Raw genomic sequence first — 17016 nt, 5'->3', positions numbered from 1 at the left:
CTAAGGGCGTCAGCCATAGTTCACGGGTAGCGTATCGATTCGTGCTTGTAGGAACCGCAAGATCTCGGCACTTGTGGTTAGGTCTTCTAGCCCTTCACACCACGGATCATAATCCGGCGCAAGAACTTCTACCCGTTGTAGCAAATTATGAAGGATGTTTCGCTGGCAGAATGTGAAATGCCAGCGATCGAGGTATGCGTCGAATCCTTTTGGATTTGAGCTGAGCTTATTTAATTCAGTTTCCAAGGCTTGTAACTGAGCAATGATATGGTTGATCGTATTGAGATTCTTTTCGATCAGACCTGGGACGGCTTTATTGAAGAGATGCGTAGCGGGCGTCTTCCGATTGTCGGAGATGACTTTGTAACAGTGAACCAACTCCGCGGTGGAATAACGAATGGCACTTGCATAAAACCCAGAGGCCTCCATGTCATAGACACCAGGATCTCGAAAGGTTGTATTAGGGTTATCGACAGTACACACGTCATCTGTAGAGCACGGCGGTTTAAAGGTAATCTGCGGATACCAATTGTGTCTGCTCTGGATGTCCGTGACGCGATGGGCCAATAGTCCTCGACCAACCGCATATTCCGCGTGGCCGGCCACGCCAATGTTTAGCCAGGCCTCGATGCCTTTTGTTCCCTGGTCGCTCCGCGATGCGTCCGTAGCAGCGGCAGCGGCCCGCTTGCCGATGCCCGAGATAGTCAGGGTGAGCTCATCCTTTTCAAAGACTGGAAGTTGTGTGCACTTGCGATTGCGCTTCAGGTTAAAGTGATCGATGAGGGGCTTAGCCTCTGAGCGCAGCGCGACGATGAGATGGATCATTGACTTTCAGACGTGCTGTCCATCAGCGGGTATTTTTGCAAGGCCGCAGTAATGAATGCTTGCCACGTGCTGTCAGGCTGCCAAACTTTATGGAGCCCTGCTAGGGCGCGATCAAGAGGTATTCTTTGTCGAATAACCTGATATAGACACATGAACGCGGACACCCTCATATTCAACGCACAATGCACAAAAATGTTTTTCCCCCTATTCGCATCCATTACATCGAAAAACTGCTCCAGTTTTTCCAGTGTTGGATCGTCAAACGCAACGGGTATGTGCGTATAGGTAAGCTCGTTGGATAGGACCAGTTCCTCTTCATTGAGTATCGCATGCGGCGAATTGGCCTCGGCTAAGTTAATAATAAGTTCGAATCCCGCTTCTTTAATATCTGCGAACTGTGCTTTTTCAGGCTGGCCCGCCGTGCCAATGGTGTCTGTCAGACGATAATAGTTGCGTATGGCGTTTAGCGATGATGTGCTCATCGGCGAGATTTTACCTATCAAGCAAGTATGGACATCAATGGCCTTTTATTCGTTGTATCTTCGGTCAAGTACCGGCTTCGGATCGCCTGAAATTCAGCGATTTCTTTCACCTTACTCCTTTTCCGTGCACCGTTTAGGTAAATCTGAATTTTATCATCGAGCATGTCGATCGCTGCGCGCCTATCATCCGGACGCAGGTGATTGGATTTGATAATGTTGTCCAGTGCCCGGATTCGGAAGCGATCCATTCCCCAGTATTTCCGGGACAGCTGGTCCACATGTCCTCCGTACTTGATGGTCAGAGGTTCATCGATATATAGGACGGGCAATTCGGCGGTTATCCGAAGCCAGAGATCGTAGTCTTCACAAACTGGCAGGGATTCGTCAAATAATCCGATCTGGTCAAAGATGGAGCGGTGGATCATCACCGACGAAGGCGAGATGATGCAAAGTCGCAGACAGTGCTTAAAGACCTGGCCTCCGTACTTACGATGTTTGTGCATCGGATTTACCCGCCGGCCATGGCGGATCCAGATTTCATCTGTGTGAATGATTCGATGTTGTGGGGGATCCGTAAGTCCAGCAAGTTGCCTTTCGAGTTTTCTTGGCAGCCATTCGTCATCGGAATCAAGAAATGCTAACCATTTTCCCAACGATTGTTGAATTCCCAGGTTGCGAGCTGCGCTAACGCCTTTCCTGTCTTGTCGTAGGTAACGGATTTTCGGATTGCATTCATGCACGCATCTTGCCGTTCCGTCCGTAGAACCGTCATCGACTACAATTACTTCGTTCGGCAGGCGTGTCTGCTTATAGACAGAGTCCAAGGCACGCCGCAGAAGTCTCGCTCGATTATGTGTCGGGATGATGACTGAGATGCTCGTCAACATAGGCAGCATCGTTACTGGTAGCTTTGCGGGTTTCGATGCGGAGGATTAAATAGGTGCACCTTTCGGTATTTAAACAGCGGGATGAAAGCCATACCTGCAATGAAGCCGCTGATATGGGCGAACCATGCGACGCCACCGGCATCAGAGTCGCTCATCGCTGAATAGAGTAGTTGTAGAACGAACCAGAACACGAGCACCCAGAATGCGCGCATAGAGACTGTTGTTAATAGGATGCCTATGGGGACCAAAACCAGGATTCGGGCGTGGGGATACAATAAAAGATATGCGCCGAGGACGCCAGAAATGGCACCGCTCGCCCCAATCATCGGGATGGTCGACGTTGGGTTTCCCATTGCCTGGCCTAATGCTGCGACGATACCACAGAGGAAATAAAAGGCCAGAAAGCGGCTATGTCCCATCGCGTCTTCCACATTGTTACCAAATATCCACAGGTACAGCATATTTCCAAGCAAGTGCATCCAGCCTCCGTGGAGAAACATGGAGCTAATAACCGTCACTTCAGGCGGGACCAGTGCAAGCTCGCCGGGTAACTTGGCCTCGTCGAATAAAACGCTGGGAATTAATCCTAGACTGAGAACAATGCGTTGAAAACCATCAGGGCCAAGCGCAACTTGCCACAGGAAGATGAGGATGGAGGTTCCAATGAGGCTTACGGTAACAATCGGCGGGATGCTGGTTGGATTGTCGTCATGCAGCGGGATCACATTGGACGCCTTTAAATTCTAGTCCTGATGCATTCTATTGATTTCTGGGGCCCTGGCGACGGCTGTACCCGGTCAGTTCCACATAGCCTCGGCCGTGTATTGGATCATCGCCATGGGTACCCCCAAACTCCACCGCGCCTTCCCAGTAGCGAACTGAAAGATTCAGTTCCTGCTCAGCTAGCACGGGTCGGATTTCTAATTCCAGTTTTTCGATCGGTATCGTGAAGCGCCAGCGTGCCGGGTAACGGATACCATCGCGAGGACTTTGCCAATAGTCAAGGATCTTGATCTGCACTGCATCATGCGTCAAATGAAGGGCTGTGCCACTGGGGGTGACTAACGTTCCGGCACTGTAAGGGTCGGTGCTACCATCATTCCGTCTCAGCCGATAAAACATGATCTCGTGCCCATCGGAGAGTTGCAGTGCAAACCAGTCCCAGCCAATCTGATCGGCGCCAAGGGCACTTGTGCTCCACTCACGGTCCATCCAGCTTGCGCCCACCACCTCGAACGTTTCAGAACCGATGCGCACCCTTCCGCGTGTGGGCATTCGGGTTAGCGAATAGTAATACGAGGCATTTCCCGGTTTGGCATTCTTTTGACTGAATCCGCGCTGGCCATGCAAAACGACTGGTTTGCCTTGGTCCAGTCTGAGTTCGATTGCAACGTCGCCATCTGCGGCACTTAAGTTTACTGGAAAGCCTTGTGTCTCGCTTGAGCGAACAAACCAGTCTTCAAGCCATATGTGAACGGGTTGAGCTTGTGCACCGGCAAGACCAAGGGCGCTGCGACTAAATCGCTCAAAGGCGTAGAATTGCTTGCCGTCGACGTCGGTTAAAGCAAAATGCGCCATGTAGAGCTGATTAGTTCGCCAAGCGGAGTCGTCGACTGTCTTTGTTGGTGTCAGTGCCACCCTGAAGAACGTCAGCTCGAAACCAAACGGTCGCCCCTCAGACGTAATCACGTTACCGGTAAAATACCACCACTCTGTGCGGTAGCCTTCGTGGGGGCCATGATCGGTTGGGAACGCAAATTGGCGGGGGCGGGTGGCCTGGAAGAATCCTGATGTGTTTTGGCCGTCCAGGGCCTCGTTGATTGTGTAGGTGTCACGTGCTGGTTCATTATTGCTCAACAACCATAGACCATATGCCAATCCAGCGATGAGTGCTGCACAGGTGAGTGCGCTGATACTTATCGATACAAGGCTGTGTTTATGGGGCATAGCGCGTTATTCCTGCCGTAGCATTTCTGCTGGCCGTGCCCGCGCCATCTTGAAAGCGGGATAGATGCCCGCCAGTATTGCCGCTGCAAGCGCCATCACCATGCTCTGCACAAGAATACCGGAGCTGACATAGACGTCCATGGTCCAGCCGAATGAGCGCTGATTGATAACGAAGATCAGGGCAAGTGCGAGGACAATGCCTACTGGAAGGGCTAGCAGCCCTGCGACCAGCCCCATTAGCCCCGTCTGCGAGAGAATTAAACCCCAAAGTTGTGGCGGCGTGAGGCCAATCGCACGCAGCACGCCAAATTCACGGGTGCGCTCTAACTGTAGGGACATCAGCGCGCTGAAGACGGCAACGAAAGCAATCAGTGCTGTAAGAAATCGGAGCACCTCGGTGATTGCGAAGGTCCGGTCAAAGATTTCCAAGGAGGCCTCCCTGATCTTTCGGCTTGACACGATCTGGAGTTCTTGGTGCGGGCCTGCGACGCGGTGCAGGACGTCCTTCATATCGCTTAGTGTGGTCCCTGGATTCAGATAGATTCCAATTCCGGAAACATTTTGATCGCTCCAATAAAGTTCGTAGGTGCGATGGCTCATCGCGACAACGCCCTGATCTGAGCCATAGTCGTAGTAAACACCGGCAATGCGGAAGCCTCGCTCACCCTTGTCCGTCCTTAGCCGCAGAATTGAATCAACACCCAGACCATGATGGTAGGAATAGGGTTCGGAGATAAGGACGGCTTCCTGATCTTCAAAGGCGGGCCAGATTACGTCGGCATCTCCGTCCTTAAAGCGAAAGCCAGCGTAGGAACGAGGGGATAGTTTGTATGCCACGATCTCGGTAATCCCGTGTTTTGATTCGATGTGTGCACGCCGCACCGTACTCGAATCCGCAACACCAGGGGCTGAACTGATCCGTTCAACCAAGGCAGGGGGCATATTCCCTTGAGGTGGGCTTGCGACAGGACGCGGAAGCGAAACGTAGAGATCGGCCCTCAACACGGTCTCGAGCCAATCGGCTACCGATAGACGAAAACTGGCGATCATGATGCCGACACTCAAGGCTACTGACACGGCAACCATCAGAGCGGCGACTGCGACGGCGGTGCGAGAGAGTGACGCGAGTACGGAGCGCGCCGCAAGGCGACCGACGAGTCCAAACACGCGACTGAATGCGGGTTGACACAAGCGAACCAGTCCAACGGTAGCCGCGGGGCTCAACAGGGTCGCACCGAGTAGCAAAGCAAAGAGCCCAGCGAATCCAAGCGCAAGACTCTGGCTCGGGAGCAACAGGGCCGCCGTGCCAAACGCCACCACCAACAAACCACTCAAGGCACTATGTTTCACTAGATGCCGCACCTTGGTCTCAATCAGAGACCGGTTCATTGCCACTCTGGGTGGAACGCTAGCCGCCTCGTAGGCAGGCACCCATGCGGCGAGCGCGGTGACGCCGAGACCTAATAGTACAGCTGCGGCGAGTGTAAACGGAGGCACGGCGAGCTGCCGTACCGTAATAACAAAGTAGAGGTCGTTTATTGTCTGTGTGACCAGTCGTAAAAGTCCATGGCTAAGCACGATCCCAAGTAATAAGCCACATAGTGTGCCAACAAGCCCAATGAAAAGGGCTTCAACCAGAATAAGTTGAAAAATTTCTCTGCGCATTACTCCGAGTGCACGCAGATTGCCGATGAGTTCGCGACGTTGAATCACGACGAATGTCATGGTGTTGTAGATTAGGAACATGCCGACGAACAGTGCCAGTAGGCTGAGTGCCGTGAGATTCGTTTGAAAGGCGTGCGTCATCTGCTGGACAGCCTGCGTGCGTATGCCAGTAGAAACCAACTCCAGGTCAGGTGGTAACATTGCACGAAGCTTCTTTACAGTGGCGTTACCTTGGCGGCCCGTTGGTAGGATCAGGTCAACGCGGCTGAGTCGACCCGGGATTCGAAGGAGTGCCTGTGCGGTTGAAATGTCGGTAATAAGAAGGTCGTCCAAGCCGGCATTGGGCGCACCGTTGCCCGATGTGATGAAACTAATAATCTGAACAGCGGCGGGCTCTGCACCAATCCGTAACTTCAAGGTGTCACCCGGTTTGAGGCCTATCTCGCGGGCTGTGGCTGTCCCCAGCAATGCGGTGTTGGGCTGTGTAACCAACCTCGCCACATCAATTTCTGAACCTCGCCCAAAATGTTGCCAATATGGCCGAAATGGGGGCTCCTCAAAAGGATCCACGCCCAGCAGTTTTAACGTGCGTCCTGGATCACCAGGAACGTAGACGTAGCCCTCTACGACCGGCGCCGCCGGTTGGATGCCTTCATTTCGTCTGAGTTGTACGTAGAGTGCTTCGTCAACGCCTGCCGGCCCACCGATGATTTGGTGGGTCGCCTTGCCGATGACCATTTCGGTGGACAGGGTAAAGGCGCGCTTTGCGCTGGCCTCAGCAAGATTGATCGCCACTACCACGGCAACGCCAAGGGCGACGCCAAGGGCGGCCAAACCTGGTTGCCAGGGGTGAGAGATCAGGTAGCGCCGACTGGCCCGCCAGAGGATCCTGTTCACGATTTTGCGTTGTCCTCTACAAGCTGGCCGTTACGGATATTCAAGATCCGATCGGCTATGCCGACGACCTCCTTACTATGGGTGCCCATGATCATGGTTTTTCCGGTCTGTCTTGTTAGCCGGTCAAGGAGATCCAGAACGTCGCGCCCAGTTTCCAAATCCAGGTTCCCAGTTGGCTCGTCGGCAAGAATTAAAAGTGGATCGTGTACCAGTGCGCGAGCAATCGCGACGCGCTGCTGCTCGCCGCCCGACAGCCCCTCCGGGAAACTCGTGGCACGGTCACCGAGGCTAACTTCTTCAAGCAGACCTAGTGCCTTGTCACGCATCTCTGAGTCCATACGGTTGTTCAACTCTATCGGCAGGAGTAGATTTTCCTCAACCGTGAGTGTGGGGATGAGATTAAAAAACTGAAAGATAAATCCGATGTGGCGGCGCCTGAATAATGTGCGTTCCTGTTCCGACAACTGGGTAATCTGAGTAGAATTAATAATGACATCGCCCGCAGTCGGCTCGTCAATGCCACTTATTAGATTAAGCAATGTGGATTTCCCCGAACCACTCCTACCGAGCAGGACAATTAGGGCGCCTTTGTTGAATTCTGTATTGACATCGCGAAAGACAGCATGCTCACGTTTTCCTTCCTGATAGATCTTGGTCAGGTTCCGCAGTTCTATGAGCGGGCGTTCTGTCATACTTGGATTAATGAAGTCTGGTAGTTAAAGTGGTGATGGCTAGCCCCAACCGTACATGCTAGAGCTTTGCCACATTGTTAGCCTGGATCTTGATAAATAATATTAAGTGTACAGGCACAACTCCGTTCATGTTGCGGTAACCGTTGATAACGGTTCTGTCTGCGAGCTTGCCGTGATAGTAAAACGATACCGTAGCGTTTTCGATTCATTGGATTGTGTATCAAAGGAGCGTTCGGTAAACGTTACGTTTCCCTGTTTATCTATCAACAGAACTGTTGACGAACGTGTACCGTAATGCGCACTACTGATGAACCGTGCTGAGAGCATCCGTTCCATATCAAGACTAACACCTGTATCCGGCAAGCGATAGTCGTTTGCTATTGAACGGTCAGCGAGTATATCCAAAATTCGTTCAGGATGAATATTCTTTTCCTTTGATATTAACTGGTGTAACGCCGCCTTTCCTTCTTCGACCTTTAACCAGGGTGTGTTCAATAGATGGTTACTCATCCCATAAAGACCTGATGATAGGGATCGAACTTCATCATTTCGATTGCAGTAATACCAGATATCGGATGCCTTACCTAAAATCAGGTTAAAATAGTTGTATTGATTCCGCTTGCGCGAAAGCTGTTGAAGATACGCTAAGGGCTCAGCGAAACCAAGAAGGAAATCGCGTACAACGATTCCACGGGACAGCGCCTGGAGTCTATCGGATGATGGATCACGATAATTGCTCACCGCTGCGAATCGGCCATTACGATGAATTCCGAGCCAAGTACCGCCATGGCGCAGATCTCTACCAGCCAGCATATTTGGGGCATCTGTCCAGAAACTAGCGGGTGCAGTTGGACGCTCGTAGAATTCGTCTCGATTAGCTCCGAGAACGAGACTGTAGACAGGATGTTCCTTATTTGAAAATAGGATCAGGCACATGTTATGTCTATCGAATGACGTTCAGTTGAAGGATAATCGGTCGTGTTGGATTGTTGGCACATTGACTGCATCAGCATACCATGGCGTCTGATTTCGAGACTATAGGCATCGAATGCATGACAAATAATGGAAATTCGGAGTATTAACGGAGAGGTATGTTTGGATTCTAGCGGGCCTTGAGTGTTTTGTCGTACGCAGGGCGTGGTCCTCTCGTGTGCACGCGGATAAATTTTTTACGCACCTCATTGAAACCGGATACGCTGACAATTTGAAGATGGTCAAGGCTATTGGATAAGAAACGGCAGAACACGCTGGGTCATGGCGATGAAGAATAACGAGCGGCTTAAAGACAAGACTGCGGTCATTACCGGTGCCAGTAGGGGGATAGGACGCGCTATTGCGCAATTATTTGCGAGTCATGGCGCCCATGTCGTGGTTAACTACAAGCGTTCGAAGGCAATGGCTTCAGAGGTGGTACGCGAAATTGAGGTGGACGGGGGGCGCGCCGTGGCAGTGCAAGCTGACGTCTCAAAGGCTGATGATATTGATCGCCTTTTTGAGACCGCGCTCGAAGCGTTGGGGAAGATTGACATCTGGGCGAATGTCGCTGGAGCCGATATCTTGACCGGCGCTGGCGCGAAGCTTTCCGATATAGATAAGCTAGATCAACTGATCGCAGTTGATCTGCGTGGCACCATACTGTGTTGCTGGCGCGCGGCGCCTTTGATGAAGCGGGCTGGAAGCGGCGTAATCCTAAACATGTCGTGGGATGCAGTGCTACAGGGCATGAAAGGACGAAATCCAGCGATATTCGCTGCAGCAAAAGGGGGCATCTTAGGATTTACTAAGTGCCTTGCCCGGTCATACGCGCCTGAGGTACGGGTCAATGAGCTTGCGCCTGGATGGATAGAGACCGCCTTCGCACAAGATGGAATGACGGAAGATGCGTACAAGGCCGTTTTAGAGAGCACGCCGATGAGACGGTTTGGCCGGCCCGAGGACGTCGCTGGCGCTGCACTGTATCTTGCTTCAGACGAGGCATCGTTTGTTACAGGTCAGACCATTCGAATCAACGGCGGCCAGGTGTTGTAGGTCGTAGAGTGCATGGGAGCGCCTCATTGACCCCAAAAGAACGAAACCCATGGGCGATTGCCGTCCTTAGCCTTCGGAAGAGCCTTTTAAATATTCCTCAACTAATAGTTCAGGGTGTTCGCGCGGTACAGCAACCCGGTACCAGATAAACGGGAATAGCGGGTTCGGTAGCCAGTAGAGCCAGCCAAGATTTTTGACTTTTTGTCCATTCTCAAGCGCGAGATCCAACCAGAGATAAAAGAATTTGTAAGGGCAAAAGCCTGGTACGAAGTTGGGTTTTAAACCCTTTGTTAACAGGTACTTTCGGCCGATATAGAGGTTGCCCTCAAAGGGCGTGATGCCTCACCCAAGCGGTCCCTCTGCAAGCGGGGTTCCACTTGAACGATGGGTAATTCGGACAAACTTTTTCGCCATCCTAAGTATTTAGATACATAAATACGTGTTTTATCGTTTCAGTAATGGACAAGCGAGTGTACGCGGTGTTTTTCCAGTTTTTGTCGCCCCTTAAGGTCATCGAGTTCCATCACAAAGGCGCAGCCTGCGACCTCAGCGCCCATTTTTTCAATGAGTTCACAACTTGCAGCGGCTGTGCCCCCGGTGGCAATCAGATCATCCACGAGCAGTACCCGATCCTGATCAGTGAGCGCGTCGATATGCACTTCCAAGGCAGCAGATCCATATTCCAGATCATAAGAGACCCGGTGCACGTCGAATGGGAGTTTCCCCGGTTTTCGCATGGGAACGAAACCAATCCCGAGTTCCCAGGCAATCAAGCTCCCGAAGATAAAACCACGCGCTTCAATGCCGACTACGACTGTCAGCCGTTCCCCGAGAAATGGATGAAGCAATTGGTGTACAGCTAGTCTTAATGTGGCTGCATCTCTGACAAGTGGTGAGATGTCTCTGAATACAATGCCGGGTTTTGGAAAATCCGGGATATCCCGAATCTTGGCTTTCAGGCGTTCCAATGTTAGATCTCCTGTAGCAAACTTAATTCGGAATAATAACTGCTATGAAGCCAACGTGACACTCGGAAAGGCCCATGATGCGGAAGCCTTCTTTGATTTTCCACAAAAGCCCAATGGGCGCGACGGATCAATCGAAGATCCTACTTGATACACCGTTTTAGGAGATGACTCATGAAGGTAAATGAATTAGTGCAACGATATGGACCTATAGTTGGGCGCATCTTGCTCGCGGCAATTTTTATCGTTGCCGGCATGAATAAGCTCTTGAATTTCGGCGGGACGGTAGCGTACATGGAGAGTGCCGGCCTACCTATGGTTGAGGTCTTGCTCGTGGCAACGATCGTCATCGAACTGGGGGGTGGTCTGATGATCGCGCTCGCTTGGAACGCCCGTTGGGCAGCCCTGGCCATTTTTCTGTTTATTATTCCGGTAACCTTGATATTTCATGACTTCTGGACAGTGGAAGGTCAGGAGATGCAGAACCAACTGAATCATTTTATGAAAAATCTCGCCATTATGGGGGGGATGCTGTATGTCATCGTAATGGGCTCAGGCCCCTACAGTGGCAGCGGTGCGGTGCCGGCTGGCCCCTAGTGGCGATCCCGCCTCCATTACGGCGCAGTGCCGTTTTGATCTCCCATAGCAAGGCAAGTGCAGTGAGTGTCTGTGGCAGAAACGATCCGTGAATTAAGGAGGAACAGATGAATCTTGTTGGGTTTATGAAACGGTATGGACCGCTCGTCGGCCGGCTATTGCTTGCGAGTATCTTTATCATTGCGGGATTAGAAAAGATTGCGGGCTTCGACGGCACGGTGAAATTCATGGCGAGCAAGGGATTACCGATGGTAAACCTGCTGCTCGTTGCCACGATTATGATCGAGCTCGGCGGGGGGCTACTGATAGCACTCGGCTGGCATGCGCGGCGGGGGGCGCTCGCGATCTTTCTGTTCATTATCCCCGTAACCCTGGTCTTTCACGCCTTCTGGACGTTTGAGGGTGCTGAGTATACTCACCAGATGCACAGTTTCCTGAAGAATCTCGCAATCATGGGGGGCATGCTCTATATCATGGCGGCAGGATCCGGCCGGTACAGCCTAGGCAGCGGTGATGAGTCGGCATCGCTGACGAGAATATGATAATGGGCCGTTAGCCAGGACGGGTTGGGTGATGTTCGAGATATTCGGCTAATTCGCCATGAGGCCGTTTGCTGCCATTCTTGAGGAGGCTGAGTTCCAAGCGGGCGGCCCTGATGCGCTTGAGGCCCAGCTGCCTCAGCCTAAGTCGGGCGATGCGTTGCGGTCGATGGGCGACGATCGTTATCTGTCCATCATGTCGCAACGCATCTTCCGCGCAGGCCTCAAGCACAGCATGGTGGACGCGAGATGGCCTGCGTTCGAGGCTGTTTTCTTTGATTTTGAACCTGGGCGCGTGCAGCAGATGAGCGACGAAGCACTGGAGGCTCTATTAAGTGATAAGAGGCTGATCCGACACTGGGGCAAAATCAAGTCGGTACGGGCCAATGCCACTGTGATACATGAAATAGCGGCGGAGAAAGGGAATTTTGGCACTTATTTGGCTAACTGGCCCACTGAGCGGATCGTTGATCTGTGGGCGGATCTCGCCAAGCGCTGCTTACAGCTGGGCGGGAATTCGGCGCCGTATTTCCTGCGGATGGTGGGGAAGGATACCTTCATACTCACAAAAGACGTGGTGCGTGCACTCAATCGATGGCGGGCTTTCGACGGCGAACCAAAGCGCAAAGCGGACCAGAGTACGGTCCAGACGGCCTTCAACCACTGGGCCCGCGAGGCTAATCGACCGCTATGCCAGCTGAGCCGAATCCTGGCGTTATCGGTGGGTTAATTGCGCTGGGGCTGTCAGCCTCGTCGAACGCTGCGTTGGACACCCTATATATAGAGAGGGGGCTTGGGTTTTGCATAAAGGTCCGGGAGGAGCGGTCTCACGCGATCTGTCATCGCTATAGATAAGGAGTCATTTTGCTTGGTTTTTGGCCTTATCTAATACCTAGTATGAAGTTCCATCCGCAGCTTATTATTTTTAAAGAGGAATTCAGGAGGGTCAGCGCCCGCCCAGGGTAAAGATCTTGGTTAGATGGGCCTTGGCGTTGCTTGGCGTCGACTCGGCTAGCATTAGGCTCAAGTTGACATCTCCTATATATAAGGTGGCCTCGCTTGCTGAATGTGGGGCTTGCTGCCAGGCGGGCGGCCGCAAGATGCGGATTTCCAGGTAGGCTAGGCCGAACCTGTCCCCTAAGGCGCTGCGGGCGGCTATTTGAGGCGGGTGCCCTTAGACGCGCCGTGCTTAAGGGCACAATTATTTCATTAATGTGTTTTACTAAATATATAGTATAACCTCCCGTAATGTAATACATTGTTCGCTTCAAAAGCGATGGCCGTTGCAGAGTTTCGCTTCTACGAAGAACTGAACGACTTTCTTCCTGTTGAAAGGAGAAAGTGCCGGTTTGTCTACTGTTGCGCCGAGCGCGCCACCGTTAAGCACGCCATCGAGGCACTCGGTGTGCCCCATACCGAGGTGGAAATCGTGCTCGCTAACGGCGAGTCTGTGGATTTCACCTACACGGTCAAGGAGGGCGATTTTATTAGCGTCTATCCGCAGTTTGAGTCGCTTGATGTGGGACCCGTGCTGCGGGTTCGAAAAGACACCCTGCGCGAGCCTCGGTTTATCGCCGATTCGCATCTTGGGGCCTTGGCAAAGAAGCTGCGCATGCTGGGCTTCGACACGCGCTATGAAAACAATTACAGCGACAGGGACGTCGCCCAGATCGCGGTTGCTGAGCACCGGATCGTGTTGACGCGGGATCGCGACTTGCTCATGCAGCGGGTGATCACGCACGGGTGTTACGTGCGGGCTAATAAGCCCCGGCAACAATTGGAACAAGTGTTGTCCCGGCTTGACTTGTATGGGTTAATCGCACCGTTTACGCGGTGCATGTGTTGCAATGAGACGCTCACGCCTGTGGGAAAAGATACCGTTGTCCATCGATTACCGCCGAAGACCAATGAATACTATGAGCATTTTTGGGTCTGCACGGGCTGTGACCGGGTGTATTGGAAGGGCTCACACTATCGACGCATGCAACAGCTGATTGGCGCACTTGAGAGACAGGCCGACGATGGTTTGCCGCAGCAGTGAGCGGGGCATAAAGCTGGAGGACGTCACGTGGCCGGTGGTGCAAAGCCACCTCGATGCAGGTGCAACGGCGGTGTTACCGGTCGGTGCGGCATGTAAACAGCATGGACGCCATCTGCCGATGAACACCGATCGCCTGCAGGCAGATTGGTTTGCGGATGAGCTTTCAAATGCTGCATATGTTGTCGTCTGGCCACCCGTGGGATACGGGCATTATCCAGCGTTTGTCGACTACCCGGGTAGCTGCAGTGTCTCCTATGACACGTTCAAGTCCAGTATTTGCGAGATTTTGAATGGCATTTCGCGAGCTGGCGCGCGCGCCATCGTCGTCTTGAATACCGGCATTAGTACGATCGGGCCATTGAACGCAGCCATAGAGCAGATTGGTACGGGCCGAGGCATTACGCTTGTTAACATCTACGATGGGCCCGATTTCCGCGAAGCGGCTCAGCGAATCACAGCCCAGCCCTGTGGCAGCCATGCGGATGAGCTTGAGACCTCGATCATGCTGGCCATCGCGCCGCACCTGGTACATATGGAAAAGGCTGAGACATGCATATTTGAGATGACCAGTGGCCCATTAAATCGCACGGATCCGAAAGGACCGAATTATTCGCCAAGTGGCGTGTACGGTGATCCGACGCTTGCGACTCGAGAGAAAGGCGAGATCCTGGTTAAGGCAATTCTTAGCGATCTGATGAAAGCCGTAGGCGGTGCCGACAGCCCACCTTGAGTGCTGTGGCGCCTAGGAAGCGTATCTTGCAGATGAGCATCGTGATGTGAAGGCTAATGTCCTCTCGGTGGGTGTGGTCTTCCTGACAGGTTTGATCACGTGACGGTGGACATTCCATCACGTCACAGCTGGGACGTCACGCCCCGCGAAGCAAAATCCATCCAGGAACAGCTTAGAGGCGAGGTTATCAAGGAAGACAGACTGGATCCGGTGCGCTTTGTGGCCGGCGTGGATGTTGGATATGAGGCGAGTGGTCGCATTACCCGAGCGGCTATCGCCGTGCTCACATATCCAATGCTTGAACTGCACGAATGTGTCGTGAGACGCCGACCCACCACCTTTCCCTATGTGCCTGGATTGCTCTCGTTTCGAGAGATTCCGGCCGTACTTGAGGCGATGGAAGGAATAGAGCAGTTACCGACGCTCATACTTTGCGATGGGCAGGGATATGCCCATCCACGTCGCTTTGGTCTGGCTTGCCATCTTGGGGTGTTGACCGGAATTGCCAGTATTGGCGTTGCGAAGACGCTGTTGGTCGGTTACCACGACGCCGTGTCGAATAAACGGGGCGCATGGCAGCCCCTGCGTGACAAGGATGAAGTCATCGGCGCCGTGGTGAGGACGCGTGCCAATGTGAGACCTGTCTATGTATCAATCGGCCATCGAGTGGGTCTGGACTCCGCGATCGACTTTGTTATGACCTGCACCGGGCGCTATAGACTGCCGGAAACTACGCGTTGGGCTCACCGGCTAGCGTCGGGGGCGCCGAAAAAGGGGCACTAAAGGCAGGGGACTACCCGCAGACATCCCGGTTATGGGTGCGCTATGCTTTTGGATAGTGTCGCGGTGAGCCGCGATAGATGTTACTGATCCATTTCAGGTATAAGCTGGCGGGGTCAGAGAGCATTGGTAGAGAATTCCGTGAGCAGTGCGCGATCCAACAGGCATCGACCCGGTACAATTTGGTTCATTTTGAGTGTTGCTGGACTTGCATTCTTCGCATCGCACAGCGCATTCGCAGATAGACGAGGAGAGGGTATTCAGATGGGTCTTTCACTGACATCGTCGGCATTCAGTCAAAATGGGGAAATCCCGTCCGCGTATACCTGTGATGGCAAAGATATCTCACCGGCGCTGTCGTGGTCCGATATCCCCCAGCGAACACAGAGTTTTGTGTTGATCGTTGACGATCCGGACGCGCCTGATCCGGCTGCGCCGAAAATGACGTGGGTGCATTGGGTATTGTATAACCTGCCTGCATCGGCGCCCGGATTATCCGAAGCCGTCTCGACGAAGGATCTGCCTACCGGTACCAAGGAGGGACGCAATGACTGGCAGCAGACAGGCTATAAGGGGCCGTGCCCACCCATCGGACGCCATCGATATTTTTACAAGCTTTATGCGCTCGATGTCATCTTAGAAGACCTTAGTAAGCCCACCAAAGCAGAGTTGGAGGCCGCCATGGAGGAACACATTCTGGCCAAGGCCGAGCTCATGGGGACTTATCAACGCAGTCGATAGTGGCTGGTGTCGCTTAGGCCCGTTGCTGTGCGTCAGACCGATGTCTAAGGCGCTCTACCAGGTCGGCGATGACCAGGCACTCGAGTCCAAATGGCAGGTAACCCATGTAACCTACGAGCGGCATCTCAAAGATCTCGTAGCGCTGTACAAATGGGATGGAATAGATCCACTTGGCGTAGCTCAAATAGTTAAACATCTCCCAAAACAAGCCACATATGAGCGCCGCGATGGCAGGCAGGTAGACCGGGCGCCAGTCGCCGTCAGCTAGCGGGGCAAATACCGTGCGTTCGCCCAGGACCACCTGGACAGAAACGATGAGCAGCAAGGGTGTAATCCAAATGAGGGGAAACAGGTAATCGGGCCAGATCGGAAGCCCCACAAGGCCACAGCAGGCGATCACAATAGTCAAGCGCGCGCCCCGCGGTGATGGTGGGATCGTGACGCGCCATCTGAGGCGCCGCTCGGCGAGCTGTGGGAACGATTTTACCCATGCCAGGGTACTGATGACGGCTGGCAGGACAGTCGAGAAGGCTAGACTTGTGTGCAGTGTGTATTCGCCCGGGCCAAAGCTTTCAATTCCAATGTAATACCAGTTCTGCACAAACCGGTTTAGATATTCGAAGTACCACCAAAACAGAACACTGGCTGGGAACAAGGCCAATAAGGAACCTGGTCTGTGAGTGACGAGCGACGCTTGGGTCCGTCGGTAGACGAGCGCATTGATAAGCACAATGTAGGAAAGCCACAAGGGAGTGAAGGTGAACTGTTGCAGCGGTCGAAACCAAGCAAATCGGCTCCAGGCCAGCATCCAGAATACGGCGAGCGACATGAGCGCAAGCCAACCCCACCACGGCATGGATCTTCGCGACACGCTGGGTCTTGATGGGGCTGCTGCGTCAGGGATTGCTAGGAATACGATCCAAGCCAAAAGCACGAACCCGCTGAGTGCTGCCATGATAAAGAGTGGCCAGGATAACGTAGCATGTGCGACGTAGCGGGTGACGGGAGGAAATTCGAGGTAGACAGTCAGGGGTTTTCCGGTGAGCAGTACGCCGACGAGTGGCGCACCGAGCAACAGCGCGCATACGGCAAAGAGTTTGAAGATGAAATACTGTCGCAATCGAAAGCGACCTGACTCGGTGCAATGGCTCGAGTGATGTTGGCGCTCTGATATAGGGTTCTAGCATGCTTTGGGCATTA

General features: G+C 53.0%; 18 protein-coding genes. 8 read left to right on the top strand and 10 right to left on the bottom strand.

Annotated features, from left to right (window positions below; translation table 11 throughout):
• Positions 1 to 9 precede the first annotated feature (9 nt).
• The 8 genes from O6944_08915 to O6944_08880 all read right to left on the bottom strand — a co-directional run bounded on the left by O6944_08915 (position 10) and on the right by O6944_08880 (position 8331).
• Positions 10 to 825 carry a hypothetical protein gene (locus O6944_08915; GenBank protein MCZ6719253.1) on the bottom strand — a complete coding sequence of 272 codons (816 nt, stop codon included), beginning with the start codon at positions 823 to 825 and terminating at the stop codon, positions 10 to 12.
• Complete coding sequence (locus tag O6944_08910) at positions 822 to 1307, bottom strand: protein tyrosine phosphatase family protein (protein MCZ6719252.1); 486 nt, start codon at positions 1305 to 1307, stop codon at positions 822 to 824. The genes O6944_08915 and O6944_08910 overlap by 4 nt, the downstream gene beginning before the upstream one ends.
• 17 nt (positions 1308 to 1324) lie before the next feature.
• Positions 1325 to 2194, bottom strand: a complete 870-nt coding sequence (locus O6944_08905) for a glycosyltransferase (protein ID MCZ6719251.1) — start codon at positions 2192 to 2194, stop codon at positions 1325 to 1327.
• Between the two features lie 11 nt (positions 2195 to 2205).
• Entirely contained in the window at positions 2206 to 2919 is a 714-nt protein-coding gene (locus tag O6944_08900; GenBank protein ID MCZ6719250.1) for a rhomboid family intramembrane serine protease, read from the bottom strand.
• A 34-nt stretch (positions 2920 to 2953) separates the two neighbouring features.
• Entirely contained in the window at positions 2954 to 4141 is a 1188-nt protein-coding gene (locus O6944_08895; GenBank protein MCZ6719249.1) for a carotenoid 1,2-hydratase, read from the bottom strand.
• Between the two features lie 6 nt (positions 4142 to 4147).
• Positions 4148 to 6703: an FtsX-like permease family protein gene (locus tag O6944_08890; protein MCZ6719248.1), complete on the bottom strand. Its 2556-nt coding sequence runs from the start codon at positions 6701 to 6703 to the stop codon at positions 4148 to 4150.
• A complete protein-coding gene (locus O6944_08885) occupies positions 6700 to 7395 on the bottom strand; it encodes an ABC transporter ATP-binding protein (GenBank protein ID MCZ6719247.1) in 696 nt (231 codons plus the stop codon). The genes O6944_08890 and O6944_08885 overlap by 4 nt, the downstream gene beginning before the upstream one ends.
• A gap of 126 nt (positions 7396 to 7521) precedes the next feature.
• Entirely contained in the window at positions 7522 to 8331 is an 810-nt protein-coding gene (locus O6944_08880) for an NRDE family protein (GenBank protein ID MCZ6719246.1), read from the bottom strand.
• 324 nt (positions 8332 to 8655) lie between these two features.
• On the opposite strand from O6944_08880, the gene O6944_08875 reads away from it, so the two are divergent.
• The gene (locus O6944_08875) at positions 8656 to 9423 is read left to right on the top strand and encodes an SDR family oxidoreductase (GenBank protein MCZ6719245.1); all 768 of its coding nucleotides are present in this window, start codon (positions 8656 to 8658) and stop codon (positions 9421 to 9423) included.
• 452 nt (positions 9424 to 9875) lie between these two features.
• Here the strand turns inward: O6944_08875 and O6944_08870 are convergent, their stop codons facing one another.
• Complete coding sequence (locus O6944_08870; GenBank protein ID MCZ6719244.1) at positions 9876 to 10391, bottom strand: adenine phosphoribosyltransferase; 516 nt, start codon at positions 10389 to 10391, stop codon at positions 9876 to 9878.
• A 171-nt stretch (positions 10392 to 10562) separates the two neighbouring features.
• Between O6944_08870 and O6944_08865 the strand changes: the two genes are divergently transcribed.
• The 7 genes from O6944_08865 (at position 10563) to O6944_08835 (ending at position 15816) form a co-directional block, all read left to right on the top strand.
• Positions 10563 to 10985, top strand: coding sequence for a DoxX family protein (locus tag O6944_08865; protein ID MCZ6719243.1), 423 nt, complete (start codon positions 10563 to 10565; stop codon positions 10983 to 10985).
• A 107-nt stretch (positions 10986 to 11092) separates the two neighbouring features.
• On the top strand, positions 11093 to 11527 hold the full coding sequence (locus tag O6944_08860; GenBank protein MCZ6719242.1) for a DoxX family protein: 435 nt from the start codon (positions 11093 to 11095) through the stop codon (positions 11525 to 11527).
• A 58-nt stretch (positions 11528 to 11585) separates the two neighbouring features.
• Positions 11586 to 12254, top strand: a complete 669-nt coding sequence (locus O6944_08855; GenBank protein MCZ6719241.1) for a DNA-3-methyladenine glycosylase I — start codon at positions 11586 to 11588, stop codon at positions 12252 to 12254.
• 546 nt (positions 12255 to 12800) lie between these two features.
• Entirely contained in the window at positions 12801 to 13565 is a 765-nt protein-coding gene (locus O6944_08850) for a twitching motility protein PilT (protein MCZ6719240.1), read from the top strand.
• Positions 13546 to 14295, top strand: coding sequence for a creatininase family protein (locus O6944_08845; protein MCZ6719239.1), 750 nt, complete (start codon positions 13546 to 13548; stop codon positions 14293 to 14295). The genes O6944_08850 and O6944_08845 overlap by 20 nt, the downstream gene beginning before the upstream one ends.
• Before the next feature lie 105 nt (positions 14296 to 14400).
• On the top strand, positions 14401 to 15078 hold the full coding sequence (nfi, locus tag O6944_08840; GenBank protein MCZ6719238.1) for a deoxyribonuclease V: 678 nt from the start codon (positions 14401 to 14403) through the stop codon (positions 15076 to 15078).
• 261 nt (positions 15079 to 15339) lie between these two features.
• Positions 15340 to 15816: a YbhB/YbcL family Raf kinase inhibitor-like protein gene (locus O6944_08835; protein ID MCZ6719237.1), complete on the top strand. Its 477-nt coding sequence runs from the start codon at positions 15340 to 15342 to the stop codon at positions 15814 to 15816.
• 13 nt (positions 15817 to 15829) lie between these two features.
• Here the strand turns inward: O6944_08835 and O6944_08830 are convergent, their stop codons facing one another.
• Positions 15830 to 16936 carry a hypothetical protein gene (locus O6944_08830; GenBank protein ID MCZ6719236.1) on the bottom strand — a complete coding sequence of 369 codons (1107 nt, stop codon included), beginning with the start codon at positions 16934 to 16936 and terminating at the stop codon, positions 15830 to 15832.
• Between the last annotated feature and the right edge of the window lie 80 nt (positions 16937 to 17016).

This window comes from Gammaproteobacteria bacterium, from assembly GCA_027296625.1.
In the GTDB taxonomy this organism is placed as follows: Bacteria; Pseudomonadota; Gammaproteobacteria; order JAKEHO01; family JAKEHO01; genus JAKEHO01.
The sequence above is the reverse complement of the archived record's forward strand: the minus strand, read 5'-3'. Positions and strand labels throughout refer to the sequence as shown.

Coding starts and splice junctions, on each gene's coding strand:
- O6944_08850 (MCZ6719240.1), top strand. CDS start 12,801: ATGGCCGTTGCAGAGTTTCGCTTCTACGAAGAACTGAACGACTTTCTT.
- O6944_08860 (MCZ6719242.1), top strand. CDS start 11,093: ATGAATCTTGTTGGGTTTATGAAACGGTATGGACCGCTCGTCGGCCGG.
- O6944_08835 (MCZ6719237.1), top strand. CDS start 15,340: ATGGGTCTTTCACTGACATCGTCGGCATTCAGTCAAAATGGGGAAATC.
- O6944_08845 (MCZ6719239.1), top strand. CDS start 13,546: ATGGTTTGCCGCAGCAGTGAGCGGGGCATAAAGCTGGAGGACGTCACG.
- O6944_08905 (MCZ6719251.1), bottom strand. CDS start 2,194: ATGTTGACGAGCATCTCAGTCATCATCCCGACACATAATCGAGCGAGA.
- O6944_08865 (MCZ6719243.1), top strand. CDS start 10,563: ATGAAGGTAAATGAATTAGTGCAACGATATGGACCTATAGTTGGGCGC.
- O6944_08855 (MCZ6719241.1), top strand. CDS start 11,586: ATGAGGCCGTTTGCTGCCATTCTTGAGGAGGCTGAGTTCCAAGCGGGC.
- O6944_08880 (MCZ6719246.1), bottom strand. CDS start 8,331: ATGTGCCTGATCCTATTTTCAAATAAGGAACATCCTGTCTACAGTCTC.
- O6944_08910 (MCZ6719252.1), bottom strand. CDS start 1,307: ATGAGCACATCATCGCTAAACGCCATACGCAACTATTATCGTCTGACA.
- O6944_08895 (MCZ6719249.1), bottom strand. CDS start 4,141: ATGCCCCATAAACACAGCCTTGTATCGATAAGTATCAGCGCACTCACC.
- O6944_08885 (MCZ6719247.1), bottom strand. CDS start 7,395: ATGACAGAACGCCCGCTCATAGAACTGCGGAACCTGACCAAGATCTAT.
- O6944_08915 (MCZ6719253.1), bottom strand. CDS start 825: ATGATCCATCTCATCGTCGCGCTGCGCTCAGAGGCTAAGCCCCTCATC.
- O6944_08875 (MCZ6719245.1), top strand. CDS start 8,656: ATGAAGAATAACGAGCGGCTTAAAGACAAGACTGCGGTCATTACCGGT.